This window comes from Limnohabitans sp. 2KL-3, assembly GCF_001269405.1.
GTDB lineage: Bacteria > Pseudomonadota > Gammaproteobacteria > Burkholderiales > Burkholderiaceae_C > Limnohabitans_A.
Genome location: NZ_CXON01000025.1, coordinates 14034 through 28487, shown reverse-complemented (window position 1 = coordinate 28487; position 14454 = coordinate 14034). Strand labels below are relative to the sequence as shown.

Below are 14454 nucleotides of genomic sequence, written 5' to 3'. Positions count from 1 at the left end.
AGCGCACCCGTTTCAAACGGCGGCCAATGAGGTTTGGCCGGGCTGTTGATCTTTATAAGCGGATCAGGCGGCTGGGGCTGCAAGAGCCAAAGTCTTGACTTTGGCGCTCAGGCGGCTCTTGTCACGAGCAGCCTTGTTTTTGTGGAAGATGCCTTTGTCGGCAATGATGTCCACCACGGTTTGCATTTTGGCAAACAATTCAGTGGCTTTGGTCTTGTCGCCAGCTGCAACGGCTTTTTCGACGTTCTTCACAGCAGTGCGGTATTTCGAGCGCAGCGAAGAGTTCGCGGCGTTGATTTTGACGTCTTGACGGACGCGTTTACGACCGGAAGCAAGACGGGGGTTTTTCTTTTTGGGTTTAGCGGATGCCATATTTATGTTCTTTCAATGTCTGAGGATGTTGTCAAGCGAACCCGGCATTCTAGCAGATGCTCTGCAGTCCCCAGCTGCGTTTTAGACCCCAGCATCAAGGCTGGGCATGCACCCAGCGCGAGCCCCGTCCTGAACCGTACAACTGATATGCCCTTGATCGCCCTTGGATGACTGCTTTTGCGCTGCCAAGAGGTCGCTACACTCCTGCACTGTGAGCCTTTTACGATCTGCTTCTGTTGTGTCCATATTGACCCTGGCCTCTCGGGTCACAGGGTTGGTGCGCGAGTTGCTCATGGCTTCGATGTTTGGGGCCAGTGCCTTGACCGATGCCTTCAATGTGGCCTTTCGAATTCCCAATTTGTTTCGTCGTTTGTTCGCAGAAGGGGCATTCAGCCAGGCTTTTGTGCCGGTGTTGGCCGCCACGCGGGCCCAACATGGTGACGAGGCCACAAAGGAAGTGATCGACAGTGTTGCCACGGCCTTGGCGTGGTCGGTGCTGGCTTTGTCTTTGCTGGGGGTGTTGGCCTCGCCTTGGCTGGTGTGGGCCTTGGCCAGTGGTTTGCAGCAAGATGCACGGGGTTACAACGCGGCCGTGAACATGACGCGCTGGATGTTCCCCTACATCGCTTTCATGTCCATGGTGGCTTTGTCGGCAGGTATCTTGAACACATGGAAGCGCTTTGCTGTGCCTGCGGCCACGCCTGTGCTGCTCAACGTCAGTGTGATCGCTGCAGCTTGGCTGCTGGCTCCTTGGTTCAGTCGCCAGGGAATAGAGGCCATTTATGCCATGCCCGTGGGCGTGATGTTGGGGGGCTTTTTGCAGCTGGCGGTGCAAATACCCGCCTTGGCCCGATTGGGCTTGCTGCCCCGCATTGGCATTCGCCCGTCTGCCGTCAAAAGGGCTTGGACCAACCCTGCCACTTTGAACATCTTGCGCCTCATGGCCCCCGCTTTGTTGGGGGTGGGGGTGGCCCAGATTTCTTTGCTCATCAACACGCAAATTGCCTCGCACCTGGCCCCGGGCAGTGTGAGTTGGTTGACCTATGCGGATCGCCTGATGGAGTTTCCGACCGCCATTTTGGGCGTGGCGCTGGGGGTGGTGTTGATGCCGCAGTTGGCCGCAGCCAAAGCCACGGGCGATACCGATCGGTATGCGGCCATGCTGGACTGGGGGTTGCGGCTGGTGTTGCTGCTGGCCCTGCCTTGTGCAGCGGCCTTGCTGGTGTTTTCTCAACCGCTGGTGTCGGTGCTCTACCACTATGGCGCGTTCACCGACAAGGATGTGCAACAAACCACCTTGGCTTTGACGGGCTACGGTGTGGGCTTGCTGGGCTTGGTGGCCATCAAGGTGCTTGCGCCGGGGTATTACGCCAGTCAGGACATCCGCACACCTGTGCGTATTGCCGTGGTGGTGCTGGTGCTCACCCAAATTTTGAACGTGGTGTTGGTGCCCTATCTGGCCCATGCCGGGCTGGCGCTGTCCATTGGTTTGGGGGCTTTGGTCAACGCCTTGTGGTTGCTGCTGGGTTTGCTGCGCCGGGGCAGTTACACACCTCAGCCAGGTTGGTGGCGTTTTGCGTTCCAGGTGCTGCTGGCAACGGCCTTGCTGTCGGCGCTGTTGGGCTTGGCGGCCCATCACCTGCCTTGGGTGGCCATGCGCCAAGAAGCTTGGCTGCGCATCGCTTGGATGTTGGGCATTTTGGTGTGCTCGGCCCTTCTTTATTTTGGTGTCTTGTGGGCCACGGGTGTGCGTCTCAAGGCCTTTCTCAAACGGTGACTGGCTTTCGGAATTGACATGCTTTTGAATTTATCACCGCCGACTCCGCTCAGCTACTTTGCCAGTCTGGTGCAAAGCGATGAGCATTTTCCTTTGCTCGAGGCTGCAGCCAGTTTGGCTCAGGACGAAGAACCCACTTTGGATGTGCAGCATGTGCTGGACGATGTGGAGCGCTTGCTCAGGCGGGTTCAGGCACGTTTGCCAGAAGATGCCGATGACTTGACCCAGTTGGCGATCTTGACCCAAGTCTTTTATCAAGACTTGGGTTTTGGGGTCAATGCCAATGACTATTACGCCCCTGAAAACAGCTACCTGAACGAGGTCCTGCGCACGCGCCGAGGGATTCCCATTTCTTTGGCCATCGTTTGGCTGGAATTGGCGCAGGCCCTGGGCTTACAGGCGCAGGGCATTTCGTTTCCCGGACACTTTTTGGTCAAAGTGAGCTTGGCGGGTGGTTTGGTGGTGCTGGACCCGCTCACGGGCAAATCGTTGGGGCTGGACAATTTGTCTGAACGCTTGAGCCCCTATCGCAGCCCGGCCGATCGTTCGGTGGCGGCGGACTTGGACGAGGGTGAGACGCCTTTGGGGCTTTATTTGCAAGCCTGCCCAGAGCGCGACATTTTGGCGCGGATGCTGCGCAACTTGAAAGAGATTTTCAGGTCACAAGAAGACTGGCCCCGCATGCTGCAGGTGATGGACCGTTTGGTGGTTTTGTTGCCCGAGTACTGGGCCGAGCGACGCGACCGGGGCCTGGTGCATGCCGAGCTGGGCCATGTTCACGAGGCCTTGCAGGACTTGAGGCTGTATCTGGAGGCCGTGCCTTCAGGGCCCGACACCGTGGCGCTGAGAAACCGCGTGAGCGAGCTGTCGGAGCTTTGAAGGGGTTGCGAGGCCCAAAAGACGAGGACCTGGGGCCCTGCTCAGGGCCTCAAGTCCTTTGGAAAGTCCGCTGCGCTCAGGCCACCAGCACCTGGGCTCCATCGCCTTGGGCTGCAATGCGGCCAATGGTGAACACTTGTTCGCCGGCATCACGCAGGGTTTGTGCACAGGCCTCGGCTTGAGCGGCTTCAATGACGACCACCATGCCGATGCCATTGTTGAAGGTGCGGTTCATTTCGATGTCGTCAATGCCGGCGGTTGTTTGCAGCCAGGCAAACAATTCGGTCTGTGGCCAGCTGCCTTTTTGCAGGTGAGCGGCCAGGCCATCGGGCAGCACGCGGGGAATGTTTTCAAGCAAGCCGCCGCCCGTGATGTGGGCCAATGCCTTGATGGGGTGCGCCGCCAAAGCAGCCAAGACATTCAGAACGTACAGGCGGGTGGGCTCCATCAGGGCTTGTTTGAAGGGCTTGCCGTCCAGGGTTGCGGGGGCGTTGCTGCCCGCGCGTTCAATGCACTTGCGCACCAGTGAAAAGCCATTTGAGTGCACGCCACTCGAAGCCAAACCCAGCACCACGTCACCCACTTGGACATTTTGTCCCGTCAGGATTTTGGATTTTTCGACCGCACCGACCGCAAAACCGGCCAGATCGTATTCGCCAGCGGGGTACATGCCGGGCATTTCGGCCGTTTCGCCGCCGATCAAGGCGCAGCCCGACAGTTCGCAGCCTTTGGCGATGCCGCCGACCACCGCCGCTGCCGTGTCCACGTCCAGCTTGCCGCAGGCAAAGTAGTCCAAAAAGAACAGGGGCTCGGCGCCTTGCACCAGCACGTCGTTCACGCTCATGGCCACCAGGTCGATGCCCACGGTGTCGTGCATGTTCCATTCAAACGCCAGCTTGAGCTTGGTGCCTACGCCATCGGTGCCACTGACCAGCACGGGTTCTTTGTAGCGTTTGGGCACTTCAAACAGGGCACCAAAACCGCCGATGCCCGCCAACACGCCTTCGCGCATGGTTTTTTTGGCCAGGGGTTTGATGCGCTCGACCAGCGCGTCGCCCGCAACAATGTCGACGCCGGCGTCTTTGTAGGAAAGAGGAGTTTGACTCATGGTTTTGACCCGAAAGGGTAGGTAATTGGATTACGAAGGGCCAATAAACGGGCTGGCAGACTAAAATGAAAGCTTATTTTAAGGGTTGACCCTGACCGCTGGAGGTCAGTCACCGCAAATGTTGAGACTCACTTGCAAGCACCTCTGCCTTTTTTGATGACCCGTTTGGCCGCATGGCTGGGTGTGTCTTTGGTCGCTGTCATTGTTTTTTGGCTGCTTGCGCCTGTTTTGGCCCCCTTTGTGGTGGCGGGGGTGATGGCTTATGTCTTGCACCCTTTGGTGCTCCGCTTGGACAAGCTCACCCGGGGGCGTTTGCCCAATGCCTTGGCGGTGGTGCTGGTGGAGTTCATGGCCATCTTGCTGGTCTTGGGTGTTTTGCTCATGCTGGTGCCCATTTTGGTGCGCGAATGGCCTTTGCTTCAGCAGCAGTTGCCCTTGTTGCTCGACCGTCTGGTGGAGTTCATCAACCCCTTGTTGGCCCAGTTGGGCTTGAATGTGTCGCTGGATTTGCGAGACTTGAAATCTCAATTGGTCGCCTACCTCAGCGCCAACCGCGATGACTGGTGGGCCCCGCTCATGTCCTCGCTCAAATTGGGCGGCAGTGCCGCTTTGGCTTTTTTGGGTTATGCGGTGTTGGTTCCGGTGGCGCTTTTTTACATGCTCAATGACTGGACCCGTTTGGTGAACATGTTGCTCGAATTGGTGCCCCCGGCATGGCGTGGCGGCTTTGACAGCTTCATGCACGACAGTGATTTGGTCTTGGGCGAGTATTTGCGAGGGCAATTGCTGGTGATGCTGGCTTTGGCTCTTTTTTATGCGGTGGGGCTGAGTTTGTTTGGCCTTGAATTGGCTTTGCCCATTGGGGTGTTCACCGGCTTGGCGGTGTTTGTGCCTTATTTGGGTTTTGGTTTGGGTTTGTTGCTGGCTTTGCTGGCCGGTTTGCTCCAGTTCGCCTCAGCGCAGGCGGTGTTGATGGTGGCGGTGGTGTTTGGCTTGGGGCAATTGATTGAGAGTTTTGTCCTCACGCCCAGACTGGTGGGTGAGCGCATTGGCTTGCATCCCTTGGCGGTTATTTTGGCTTTGATGGCCTTTGGTCAGGTGATGGGGTTTGTGGGGGTGTTGATCGCTTTGCCCGCCAGTGCGGTGTTGTTGGTGGCGCTGCGTCGTTTGCGCCACCGGTATCTGAACAGTGATTTGTACCAAAAGAGCGGTTCTGGCTTGGACGAACAAGGGTCGGACAGACCATGAAGCAGTTGGCTTTGGACATTGGTTTCGCGTCAACACCCACGCTGGACAATTTTTTTGCTGGGCCCAATGCGGCCGCATTGAGCCATTTGCGTTTATGGACAGACTCGGCCAGCCGCTCGCCAGTGCCCAGCTATTTGTGGGGTGAAAGTGGTTCGGGCAAAACCCATTTGCTGCACGCTGTGCATCATGCCTTGCAAGAGCAGGGCGCGCAGGTGGGGTGGCTTGATGCCCACACCATGGACCCGCCCGAGTTCAACGACGACTGGGCCGCTGTGCTGATGGACGATGTGCACCTGTACAACGCCGAGCAGCAGCACACCGCCTTCAATTGGTTCGTCAATGCCTTGACCCCCCGAAGCGGCACGCCGCGTTGGGTGTTGGCTGCAGGGGCTTTGCCACCAGCCGACCTGAAACTGCGTGACGACTTGCGCAGCCGCCTGGGCTGGGGACACATTGAAGCGCTGCAAGTACTGGGTGAGCCTGAACGCCGCGCTGTGCTGCGCCAAGAGGCCGACACCCGAGGCTTGTTTTTGAGCGATGAAGTCATGTCCTACATGCTCAAGCGCTTTTCGCGTGATCTGGGCAGCTTGATGCAGTTGCTCGACCACTTGGACCACTACGCCTTGCAAACCCAACGCGCCCTGACCATTCCGTTGGTGCGTGCGATGCTGGAGAACGAATGAAACTTGCGCTGTTTGACCTGGACCACACTTTATTGCCGCTGGACTCTGACCACAGTTGGGGTGTGTTCACGACCGAGTTGGGCTGGAATGACCCGGTGGCGTTCAACCAGCGCAACGACGAGTTCTACGCGCATTACCAAGCGGGCACACTCGACATTCACGAGTACGTGCGATTTGCGACCCGCGCTGCTCTGGAAAAAGGGGCCACTGAGGCGGCCCATGCCCATGCCCGTTACATGGATGAAGTGATCCGCCCGCGCATCACGCCCGAGGCGCTGGCGCTGGTACGATCGCACCAGCACGCGGGGGACACGGTCATGATCGTGACCGCTACCAACGAATTTGTGACCCGCCCGATTGCCCAGGCCTTTGGGGTGAGCGAATTGATCGCGGTGGAACTTGAGCGTGATGTCAGCGGCTGGATCACGGGCGAGATCCGGGGGATTCCGTCATTTCGGGACGGTAAAGTGACCCGGGTGGCCCAGTGGCTGAGCCAGCAAGGGCTGGATTGGGTGGACGCAGAAATCACGTTCTATTCAGACTCCATGAACGACCTGCCCCTTTTGGAAAAAGCCCACCATCCGGTGGCAACGAACCCTGACGCTCGGTTGCGTCAACTGGCCACAGAGCGTGGCTGGCGCATCCTCGAACTTTTTCAAGAATGATCAAACAATTCATCGACAAGCTGATGGGCAAAGGCCCCAAAAGCAACAAACCCCATTTTGGCCGCCGTACCGAGGTGCCTGCTTCGGTGCACGGCATCGACCCCAGCTTGGTGGACGAACGCGCCATCAACGTGACGCGCACACTGCAACAAGCCGGATACGAGGCTTATGTGGTGGGCGGTGCGGTGCGTGACTTGCTGCTGGGGCTGCGTCCCAAAGATTTTGATGTGGCCACCAACGCCACGCCCGAGCAGGTCAAGGGCCTGTTTCGCCGTGCTTTCATCATCGGTCGTCGTTTTCGCATCGTGCATGTGGTGTACGGCCGGGGGCGCGACAACGAGGTGATCGAAGTCTCGACCTTCCGTGCCCACCTGGACAACGCGGCGGCCGAACAAGTCAAAGGCAATGAGCGCACCAGCAAACGTCAGCTCGAAGGCATGCAGCATGCGGTCGACTCCAGCGGTCGGGTGCTGCGCGACAACGTCTGGGGCCCACAGGACGAGGACGCCACGCGCCGCGATTTCACTGTCAATGCCATGTACTACGACCCCGAGTCGCAAATCGTGGTGGATTACCACGGGGGCATACAGGATTCCAAAAAACGGGTGTTGCGCATGATTGGCGACCCGGTGGCGCGGTACCGCGAAGACCCGGTGCGCATCATCCGTGCCGTGCGCTTTGCGGCCAAGCTCAGCCCGCTGGGTTTCAAACTCGAGGCCAAAACCGCCAAACCGCTGGTTCAGGCCAGTGCTTTGTTGGCCGATGTGCCCCAAAGCCGGTTGTTTGATGAAATGTTGAAGTTGCTGCAGACAGGCCATGCACTGGCCTCCATTGAGCAACTCAAGGGCTTGGGTCTGGCCACCGGCATTTACCCTTTGCTGGATGTGGTGGTGGAGCGTGCCGACAGTGCCTTTGTGCAAGTGGCCTTGGCCGACACCGACCGCCGTGTGGGCGAAGGCAAACCCGTGGCCCCCAGCTTTTTGCTCGCTTGTGTGTTGTGGGCCGATGTGCGTGATGCCTGGGCCGCCCGACTGGCCCGCAAGGAACACCCGCACCCGGCTTTGCAAGACGCGATCGACGAGGTGTTTGAGGCCCGCATTGGTGACGTGTCCGGTCGCGGCAAGCTGGCCGCTGACATGCGCGAGATCTGGATGATGCAGCCGCGCTTTGAAAAACGGGTGGGCAGCACGCCCTTTGGCTTGGTCGAGCAGCCACGCTTTCGCGCGGGCTTTGACTTTTTGCGTCTGCGGGCAGACATCGAAGAAGTGGATGTGCGCCTGGCCGACTGGTGGCAAGAGTTCAGCATGGCCAGTGATTCAGAGCGCGAAGACCTGGTGCAAGCCGCCAAGGTCGAGCAGCAAGCCTTGCTGGCGGCCAAGCCCCGCGTTCGCAGGGCACCCCGCCCCGAAGGTGCACCTGCGCCAGCCGAGAGCCGCCCTGCTGCCGAGGCTGACAGCGGTGACGATGCAGCTGCCAAAAAACGCCGCCGCCGTCGCCGCAAGCCCGGTGCTGCAGGCGATCAGGCGGGTGACGGCGGCAGCGCCGCTTGAATCTGTGAGCTGAAAGCAGGCAGGGGTGATCTTGCGAGACCCAGTCACCGCCTACGTGGCCTTGGGGGCCAATTTGGGCGATGCCCGCGCGGCTGTGCTGCAGGCCTTTGACGCATTGGCCTGTTTGCCCGGTACGCAAGTCACGGGCCGCTCAGCGCTGTACCGCACAGCGCCCCACGAAGCCCAAGGGCCCGACTTCATCAACGCGGTGGCCCGCATTCACACGTGTTTGATGGCCCCTGATGTGCTGAACGCCTTGCAAGCCATTGAGCACCAGGCCGGTCGTTTGCGACCCTATGTGAATGCCCCACGCAGCTTGGACCTGGACCTGCTGTTTTATGGCGATGCCTGCATGCACAGCCCTCGCTTGACGCTGCCCCACCCGCGTTGGCGCGAACGGGCCTTTGTGCTGGTCCCCTTGGCCGATGTGTGGCCACAAGGTGTGGGGCCTGAGGACTTGGCGCGAGTGGCGGGTCAGGCCATCGAGCGTGATGGAGTGGCACCCCAATGACTTTTTTCACCAGCTTGCCCGTGTCGCTGCAGACCCTCTTGCTTTTGCTGGCCAGCAACGTGTTCATGACTTTTGCCTGGTATGGGCACCTGCGCAACATGGCCACAGCCCCGTGGTATGCCGCCGCCTTGGTGAGTTGGGGCATTGCCCTGTTTGAATACCTGTTGCAGGTGCCAGCCAACCGCATTGGTTACACGCAGTTCAGCGTGGCGCAGCTCAAGATCATGCAAGAAGTCATCACCTTGAGTGTTTTTGTCCCTTTTGCGGTCTTTTATCTTGAAGAGCCCCTCAAGCTGGACTATTTGTGGGCGGCTTTGTGCATGGTGGGTGCGGTTTATTTCATTTTCAGAAGTCACTGATTTGTGGGGCCTCAATTCCTGTATTTCGTACGGTTAAACTCAGCAATGTCACGCCTTTGTCACATTTGACCTTGTACCGTTTTCAGGAGCTCTTCCATGCTGTTTGGCAAATTGCTGCCCAAAGAAGGCAACTTCTTCGAACTCTTCAACCAACATGCGGACCGCATTGTCGAGGCGGCTCGGGCCTTCTCCAATTTGGTGGCCAATTACAACGATGTGCACCTGCGCGAAAAGTACAACCGCGATGTGGACAACGCCGAGCATGCCGCTGACCGTGTGACCCAGGAAGTCAACCGCCTGATCCACACAACCTTCATTACCCCCATCGACCGCGAGCAAATCCACGCCCTCATCAACTTGATGGACGACGTGGCCGACCTGATCCAGGACTCTGCTGAAACCATGGCGCTGTATGACGTGCGCCACATGACCGAAGAAATCACCCGTTTGACAGATTTGTCCGTTCGCTGCTGCGAGCGGGTGCAACATGCGGTCAAGTTGCTGTCCAAAATTGGTGAGCCGTCGGTGGCCGAGGCCGCCTTGAAGACCTGCGAAGAAATTGACCGCCTGGAGTCTGACGCCGACCGCGTGATGCGCAGCGCCATGAGCAAACTCTTCCGCGATGAACCCGATGTGCGCGAGCTCATCAAGCTCAAAGCCATTTACGAATTGCTGGAAACCATCACCGACAAGTGTGAAGACGTGGCCAACCAGATCGAGGGCATCGTCCTCGAAAACTCCTGATCTGTCGCGGGAATCCTGACTATGGAAACCGTACAAGCGGCCCTGTGGGTGGTGATCTTGCTGGTCGCCCTGGCCCTGATTTTTGACTTCATGAACGGCTTTCATGATGCGGCCAACTCCATTGCAACGGTGGTCTCCACGGGGGTGCTCAAGCCGGGGCAGGCGGTGGTGTTTGCTGCCTTCTTCAACTTCATCGCCATTTTTGTTTTTCACTTGAGCGTGGCCGCCACCGTGGGCAAAGGCATCGTGCAACCCGGTGTGGTCGACACGCATGTGGTGTTTGGTGCGCTGGTGGGGGCCATCACCTGGAACGTGATCACCTGGTATTACGGCATCCCCAGCAGCTCATCGCACGCCCTGATCGGCGGCATTGTGGGCGCCGTCATCGCCAAAGCCGGGGCAGGGGCCTTGATTTCAACGGGCATCATGAAAACCGTGGCCTTCATTTTTGTATCGCCTTTGCTCGGCTTTTTGCTGGGTTCCCTGATGATGGTGGCCGTGGCTCACCTCTTCAGGCGTGCCCGGCCGTCCAAGGTGGACAAGTGGTTCCGTCGCTTGCAGCTGGTGTCTGCCGGGGCCTACAGTCTGGGGCATGGCGGCAACGATGCGCAAAAAACCATCGGCATCATCTGGTTGCTGTTGATTTCCACGGGCTATGCCACCACGGCTGATGCTTCGCCCCCGGGTTGGGTCATCGTGAGTTGCTACTTGGCGATTGGTTTGGGCACCATGTTTGGCGGCTGGCGCATCGTCAAGACCATGGGTCAGAAAATCACCAAGCTCAAACCTGTGGGCGGCTTTTGTGCCGAAACGGGCGGTGCCATGACCTTGTTTTTGGCCACCACACTGGGTATTCCGGTGTCGACCACCCACACCATCACAGGGGCCATTGTGGGCGTGGGCTCTACCCAGCGGGCCAGCGCCGTGCGCTGGGGTGTGGCGGGCAACATTGTGTGGGCATGGGTCTTGACCATTCCGGCCAGTGCTTTTGTGGCCGCCTTGGCCTACTGGGTGAGTTTCCGGGTCTTTGATTGATTGCACGAGCGTGCAGCTGCTCGGCTGTTTTTGAGAAAGCCGCCCGAATGCACCGATCGGGCGGCTTTTTTCATTGGCTGATCAGGCGGGCCGCTTCGATCTGGTATTCAAAATAACGCTGAAAGCTGAACACCAGGCTGGCCATCAACACGGTGGTGCCCAAAAGCAAGGCCACTGCGATGCCAATGATCGTGCCCCAGTGGGTGCGGCCAGCTGGGTGGAGTGCTTCACTTTGGGGGTTGAATTTGGCATTCCATTTTTCAACTGAAGTCAGGCCATAAACAATCGCGTTCAAAGCGCAGCCGGCCATGGTGAAGCCCAGCAAAGGAATCAGCATCCAGCTGAGTGTGTCGTCCTGGCCAAATTGCTGCACACGCTCCAGCCCATAAAACCCCAAAGCGGTGGGAATGGGCAGCAACCAGCCCAGCATGTCGCTGAAACCATAAAGGTAAAAGCGGTGCAGCCCCAAGGGGCCGGTAAAAAAAGTCAACCAAGTGGCAATTGTTTTGTTTTTCATGGGGCTGATTATTGCGGAGCCGTGCTGTCGCCAGCGCCCAAAGGCTTTTCCATCATCACAATATCAAGCCAGCGCCCAAACTTCCAGCCGCAGGACTTGAGCACGCCGACGTGGCTGAAACCCAAGGCGGTGTGCACACCGATGGACCCCGCATTGGCCGAGTCACCGATAACAGCCAAAAACTTGCGCACCCCTGCGCGTTCGGCTTGGGCGCACAACTCGGCCAACAAAGCTTTGCCCATGCCCTTGCGGTGGGCGTCTGGGGCCAGGTAAATCGAGTCTTCGGCACAAAATCGGTAAGCCGCACGGGGCTTGAACACATTGCAATACGCAAAACCCATCAGGCGGCCTCCCTCTTCGATCACCAGATACGGAAAACCCTTGGACAGCACCTCGGCGCGGCGACTGGCCATGTCGGCCTCGGTTGGCGGATCGATCTCGAAGGTGCCTGTGCTGTTGAGCACATGGTGGCGGTAAATGGCGGTGATGGCCGCGACATCTTCGTCACGGCTGGGTCGGATGAGTGGCAAGTCAAGGCTCCCGTTGTATAATGGTGGGCTTTTCAGTGTGTCACTGGCCGGGTGGCCAGTTGCGTGTCTCAAACGCTGAAAGAAAACGGGCTTCCCAGCATTTGTTCTGGAGAAACCCAACCACCCAAGGATAAATCATGGTTGTTATTCGTTTGAACCGCGGCGGCTCTAAAGCACGTCCTTTCTTCAACATCGTCGTCGCCGACAAGCGCGTGCGTCGCGATGGTCGCTTCCTCGAGCGCATCGGTTTCTACAACCCCACAGCCAAAGGCGGCGAAGAAGGTCTGCGCATTGCACAAGACCGCCTGACTTACTGGCAAGGCGTTGGTGCTCAAGCTTCCCCCACTGTCGAACGCCTGATCCGTCAAGCTGGCAAAGCTGCTGCCTGATCGGCTGATGTTGGTGATGCGACCCCCATTAGAGACGGCGGCTCTGCCCGCTGACGCGATTGAGGTTGGACGCATTGCCGATGCTTGGGGCATCAAAGGCTGGTTCAAGGTCTTGCCCCACAGCGCCTCGCCCGAGGCGCTTTTTTCTTCCAAGCGCTGGTTTTTGTTGCCGCCCGATCGGCCCATGAAACCCAAGCGGCCCACGGAAGCTGCTGCCGCCAAGTCTGAGGCTGCCGCATGGACAGAACCTTTGCTGCTGCTTATCAAAGAGTCCAAAGACCATTCCGACACCATCGTGGCCACTGCCCACGACATCAACGACCGCAATGCCGCAGAGGCTTTGCGTGGCGCACGCATTTTTGTGCCCCGTTCAAGTTTTCCCACTGCGGCCGACGGCGAGTATTACTGGGTCGATCTGATCGGACTGCAAGTGCTCAACCGCGAAGGTGTGAATTTGGGTCAGGTGCGCGACCTCATGTCCACCGGCCCGCAAACGGTGCTGGTCATCGAAGATCATCCTGAGGTTGAAGGCGGTAAAGCTGTCGAGCGCATGATTCCTTTTGTGGCGGCTTTTGTTGATGGCGTTGATTTGCCAGGCAAGCGCATCACGGTCGACTGGCAGCCCGACTACTGAGCCGCCCCGGCCGTGGAGGGCCATCCCCATGCGCTTTGACATCATCACCCTGTTTCCCGAGCTGTTTGCACCGCTGTTGACCAGTGGCATCACACGCCGCGCTTACGAAAGTGGTTTGGTCGATGTGCGTTTGTGGAATCCCCGCGACCATGCCGAAGGCCATTACCGCCGGGTGGATGACCGGTCTTTTGGTGGTGGTCCGGGCATGGTTATGCTGGCCGAGCCCTTGTTCAAGTGCCTGATGGCCATTCGTGCTGAGCGACAAGAAGAGCAGCCCGCACCCTTGGTGTTGTTCTCACCGATTGGACAGGCGCTCAACCATACCGCTGTGGCGCAATGGTCAAACAGTGCTGGCGCTGTGCTGCTGTGCGGTCGCTACGAAGGCGTGGACCAGCGCTTCATTGACCACCATGTTGACCTGCAAATCAGTCTGGGTGACTTCGTGCTCTCGGGTGGCGAAATCGCGGCCATGGCTTTGCTGGACGCGGTGGCCCGTTTGCAGCCGGGCGTGCTCAATGACGAGGGCAGCCACCAACTCGACAGTTTCAATCCGGCGCTCGATGGTTTGCTCGATAGCCCCCATTACACCCGACCCGAAGTGTGGCAAGGCCATGCTGTTCCCGCGCCGTTGATGTCTGGCCACCATGCCAACATTGAACGCTGGCGACGTGAGCAAAGCCTGCGCCTGACGGCCTTGCACCGCCCTGAGCTGGTCGAGCAAGCCCGTGTGGCGGGCCGTCTTAGTCGTCAAGATGAAGCCTGCCTGAAGCTTCTTTGATGCACAGCAATGCCTCAAGGTGTTGCTAAGCCTTGTGAAAAAGTTATAATCAAAGGCTTTTCGATCCTCTACCCGCCGCGATTTGGCTCAGTCATGTTTCAAGCATGGCCTTTACAGCACAAAACGCCCCTTGTGTAGCGAGGCATGATCGGACGGAGTTCAAAAAATGAATTTGATTCAAACTCTTGAGCAGGAAGAAATTGCCCGTTTGGGTAAAGTGATTCCTGAATTTGCCCCCGGCGACACCGTGATCGTCAGCGTCAACGTGGTGGAAGGTGCGCGCAAGCGTGTCCAAGCTTACGAAGGTGTTGTGATCGCCAAGCGTAACCGTGGCCTGAACAGCGGCTTCACTGTGCGCAAGGTTTCCAGTGGCGAAGGCGTGGAGCGTACGTTCCAAACCTACAGCCCCGTGATCGCGAGCATCGAAGTCAAGCGTCGTGGTGATGTCCGCCGCGCCAAGCTGTACTACCTGCGTGACCGCAGCGGCAAGTCGGCACGTATCAAAGAAAAGTTGCCTCAGCGCAAAGCAGCTCCTGCTGCCAAAGCGTAAAGCCTTCTCGGCCATACAAAAAAACCGCCCGGGTTTGCGCCCAGGGCGGTTTTTTTGTGCCTTGTGCCATAGCACAGACTTTGTCTTGAACAAGCTGCACGGGCCCCATATGCGCAGCCCAAAAA

At 58.4% G+C, this 14454-nt stretch carries 18 protein-coding genes; 14 read left to right on the top strand and 4 right to left on the bottom strand.

Annotation, left to right across the window (positions count from 1 at the left end):
- Positions 1-63: 63 nt before the first annotated feature.
- Positions 64-372, bottom strand: a complete 309-nt coding sequence (gene rpsT / locus AMM41_RS19620) for a 30S ribosomal protein S20 (protein WP_089963354.1) — start codon at positions 370-372, stop codon at positions 64-66.
- A gap of 211 nt (positions 373-583) precedes the next feature.
- On the opposite strand from rpsT, the gene murJ reads away from it, so the two are divergent.
- A complete protein-coding gene (murJ, locus tag AMM41_RS19615; protein ID WP_089963351.1) occupies positions 584-2149 on the top strand; it encodes a murein biosynthesis integral membrane protein MurJ in 1566 nt (521 codons plus the stop codon).
- A gap of 18 nt (positions 2150-2167) precedes the next feature.
- Positions 2168-3028 carry a SirB1 family protein gene (locus AMM41_RS19610; protein WP_089963349.1) on the top strand — a complete coding sequence of 287 codons (861 nt, stop codon included), beginning with the start codon at positions 2168-2170 and terminating at the stop codon, positions 3026-3028.
- Between the two features lie 76 nt (positions 3029-3104).
- Here AMM41_RS19610 and purM read toward each other — a convergent pair whose 3' ends face one another.
- Positions 3105-4136, bottom strand: a complete 1032-nt coding sequence (gene purM / locus AMM41_RS19605) for a phosphoribosylformylglycinamidine cyclo-ligase (RefSeq protein ID WP_089963347.1) — start codon at positions 4134-4136, stop codon at positions 3105-3107.
- A 156-nt stretch (positions 4137-4292) separates the two neighbouring features.
- On the opposite strand from purM, the gene AMM41_RS19600 reads away from it, so the two are divergent.
- From AMM41_RS19600 to AMM41_RS19565, 8 genes are all read left to right on the top strand, one after another.
- Positions 4293-5384, top strand: a complete 1092-nt coding sequence (locus tag AMM41_RS19600) for an AI-2E family transporter (protein ID WP_089963399.1) — start codon at positions 4293-4295, stop codon at positions 5382-5384.
- Positions 5381-6067: a DnaA regulatory inactivator Hda gene (gene hda / locus AMM41_RS19595; RefSeq protein WP_089963346.1), complete on the top strand. Its 687-nt coding sequence runs from the start codon at positions 5381-5383 to the stop codon at positions 6065-6067. Before AMM41_RS19600 ends, hda begins: the two co-directional genes overlap by 4 nt.
- A complete protein-coding gene (locus AMM41_RS19590; RefSeq protein ID WP_089963344.1) occupies positions 6064-6732 on the top strand; it encodes a histidinol-phosphatase in 669 nt (222 codons plus the stop codon). The genes hda and AMM41_RS19590 overlap by 4 nt, the downstream gene beginning before the upstream one ends.
- Positions 6729-8282 (top strand): polynucleotide adenylyltransferase PcnB, encoded by a 1554-nt coding sequence (pcnB, locus tag AMM41_RS19585; protein WP_089963342.1) that lies wholly within the window; start codon positions 6729-6731, stop codon positions 8280-8282. Before AMM41_RS19590 ends, pcnB begins: the two co-directional genes overlap by 4 nt.
- Before the next feature lie 31 nt (positions 8283-8313).
- Entirely contained in the window at positions 8314-8793 is a 480-nt protein-coding gene (folK, locus tag AMM41_RS19580) for a 2-amino-4-hydroxy-6-hydroxymethyldihydropteridine diphosphokinase (protein WP_089963398.1), read from the top strand.
- Complete coding sequence (locus AMM41_RS19575) at positions 8790-9152, top strand: DMT family protein (protein WP_089963340.1); 363 nt, start codon at positions 8790-8792, stop codon at positions 9150-9152. Before folK ends, AMM41_RS19575 begins: the two co-directional genes overlap by 4 nt.
- A gap of 96 nt (positions 9153-9248) precedes the next feature.
- Positions 9249-9896, top strand: a complete 648-nt coding sequence (locus tag AMM41_RS19570; protein WP_089963338.1) for a DUF47 domain-containing protein — start codon at positions 9249-9251, stop codon at positions 9894-9896.
- 21 nt (positions 9897-9917) lie between these two features.
- Positions 9918-10931, top strand: a complete 1014-nt coding sequence (locus AMM41_RS19565) for an inorganic phosphate transporter (protein ID WP_089963336.1) — start codon at positions 9918-9920, stop codon at positions 10929-10931.
- 70 nt (positions 10932-11001) lie between these two features.
- On the opposite strand, the gene AMM41_RS19560 is transcribed toward AMM41_RS19565, so the two are convergent.
- Both AMM41_RS19560 and AMM41_RS19555 read right to left on the bottom strand, forming a co-directional pair.
- Positions 11002-11448, bottom strand: coding sequence for a TM2 domain-containing protein (locus AMM41_RS19560; protein ID WP_089963334.1), 447 nt, complete (start codon positions 11446-11448; stop codon positions 11002-11004).
- Between the two features lie 8 nt (positions 11449-11456).
- Positions 11457-11978 carry a GNAT family N-acetyltransferase gene (locus AMM41_RS19555; RefSeq protein WP_089963332.1) on the bottom strand — a complete coding sequence of 174 codons (522 nt, stop codon included), beginning with the start codon at positions 11976-11978 and terminating at the stop codon, positions 11457-11459.
- Positions 11979-12115: 137 nt separating this feature from the next.
- On the opposite strand from AMM41_RS19555, the gene rpsP reads away from it, so the two are divergent.
- The 4 genes from rpsP to rplS all read left to right on the top strand — a co-directional run bounded on the left by rpsP (position 12116) and on the right by rplS (position 14329).
- A complete protein-coding gene (rpsP, locus tag AMM41_RS19550; protein ID WP_089963330.1) occupies positions 12116-12367 on the top strand; it encodes a 30S ribosomal protein S16 in 252 nt (83 codons plus the stop codon).
- Positions 12368-12383: 16 nt separating this feature from the next.
- Positions 12384-13001 carry a ribosome maturation factor RimM gene (gene rimM / locus AMM41_RS19545; protein ID WP_089963395.1) on the top strand — a complete coding sequence of 206 codons (618 nt, stop codon included), beginning with the start codon at positions 12384-12386 and terminating at the stop codon, positions 12999-13001.
- A 28-nt stretch (positions 13002-13029) separates the two neighbouring features.
- A complete protein-coding gene (trmD, locus tag AMM41_RS19540; protein WP_089963328.1) occupies positions 13030-13779 on the top strand; it encodes a tRNA (guanosine(37)-N1)-methyltransferase TrmD in 750 nt (249 codons plus the stop codon).
- 166 nt (positions 13780-13945) lie between these two features.
- Entirely contained in the window at positions 13946-14329 is a 384-nt protein-coding gene (gene rplS / locus AMM41_RS19535; protein ID WP_062405559.1) for a 50S ribosomal protein L19, read from the top strand.
- Positions 14330-14454 lie beyond the last annotated feature (125 nt).

Bases quoted from the DNA above. Each gene is read 5' to 3' on its own strand.
- AMM41_RS19570 (WP_089963338.1), top strand. From the start codon at position 9,249: ATGCTGTTTGGCAAATTGCTGCCCAAAGAAGGCAACTTCTTCGAACTC.
- AMM41_RS19560 (WP_089963334.1), bottom strand. From the start codon at position 11,448: ATGAAAAACAAAACAATTGCCACTTGGTTGACTTTTTTTACCGGCCCC.
- AMM41_RS19610 (WP_089963349.1), top strand. From the start codon at position 2,168: ATGCTTTTGAATTTATCACCGCCGACTCCGCTCAGCTACTTTGCCAGT.
- rplS (WP_062405559.1), top strand. From the start codon at position 13,946: ATGAATTTGATTCAAACTCTTGAGCAGGAAGAAATTGCCCGTTTGGGT.
- rpsP (WP_089963330.1), top strand. From the start codon at position 12,116: ATGGTTGTTATTCGTTTGAACCGCGGCGGCTCTAAAGCACGTCCTTTC.
- hda (WP_089963346.1), top strand. From the start codon at position 5,381: ATGAAGCAGTTGGCTTTGGACATTGGTTTCGCGTCAACACCCACGCTG.
- AMM41_RS19575 (WP_089963340.1), top strand. From the start codon at position 8,790: ATGACTTTTTTCACCAGCTTGCCCGTGTCGCTGCAGACCCTCTTGCTT.
- AMM41_RS19590 (WP_089963344.1), top strand. From the start codon at position 6,064: ATGAAACTTGCGCTGTTTGACCTGGACCACACTTTATTGCCGCTGGAC.
- AMM41_RS19565 (WP_089963336.1), top strand. From the start codon at position 9,918: ATGGAAACCGTACAAGCGGCCCTGTGGGTGGTGATCTTGCTGGTCGCC.
- AMM41_RS19600 (WP_089963399.1), top strand. From the start codon at position 4,293: ATGACCCGTTTGGCCGCATGGCTGGGTGTGTCTTTGGTCGCTGTCATT.
- trmD (WP_089963328.1), top strand. From the start codon at position 13,030: ATGCGCTTTGACATCATCACCCTGTTTCCCGAGCTGTTTGCACCGCTG.
- pcnB (WP_089963342.1), top strand. From the start codon at position 6,729: ATGATCAAACAATTCATCGACAAGCTGATGGGCAAAGGCCCCAAAAGC.
- rpsT (WP_089963354.1), bottom strand. From the start codon at position 372: ATGGCATCCGCTAAACCCAAAAAGAAAAACCCCCGTCTTGCTTCCGGT.
- purM (WP_089963347.1), bottom strand. From the start codon at position 4,136: ATGAGTCAAACTCCTCTTTCCTACAAAGACGCCGGCGTCGACATTGTT.
- rimM (WP_089963395.1), top strand. From the start codon at position 12,384: ATGCGACCCCCATTAGAGACGGCGGCTCTGCCCGCTGACGCGATTGAG.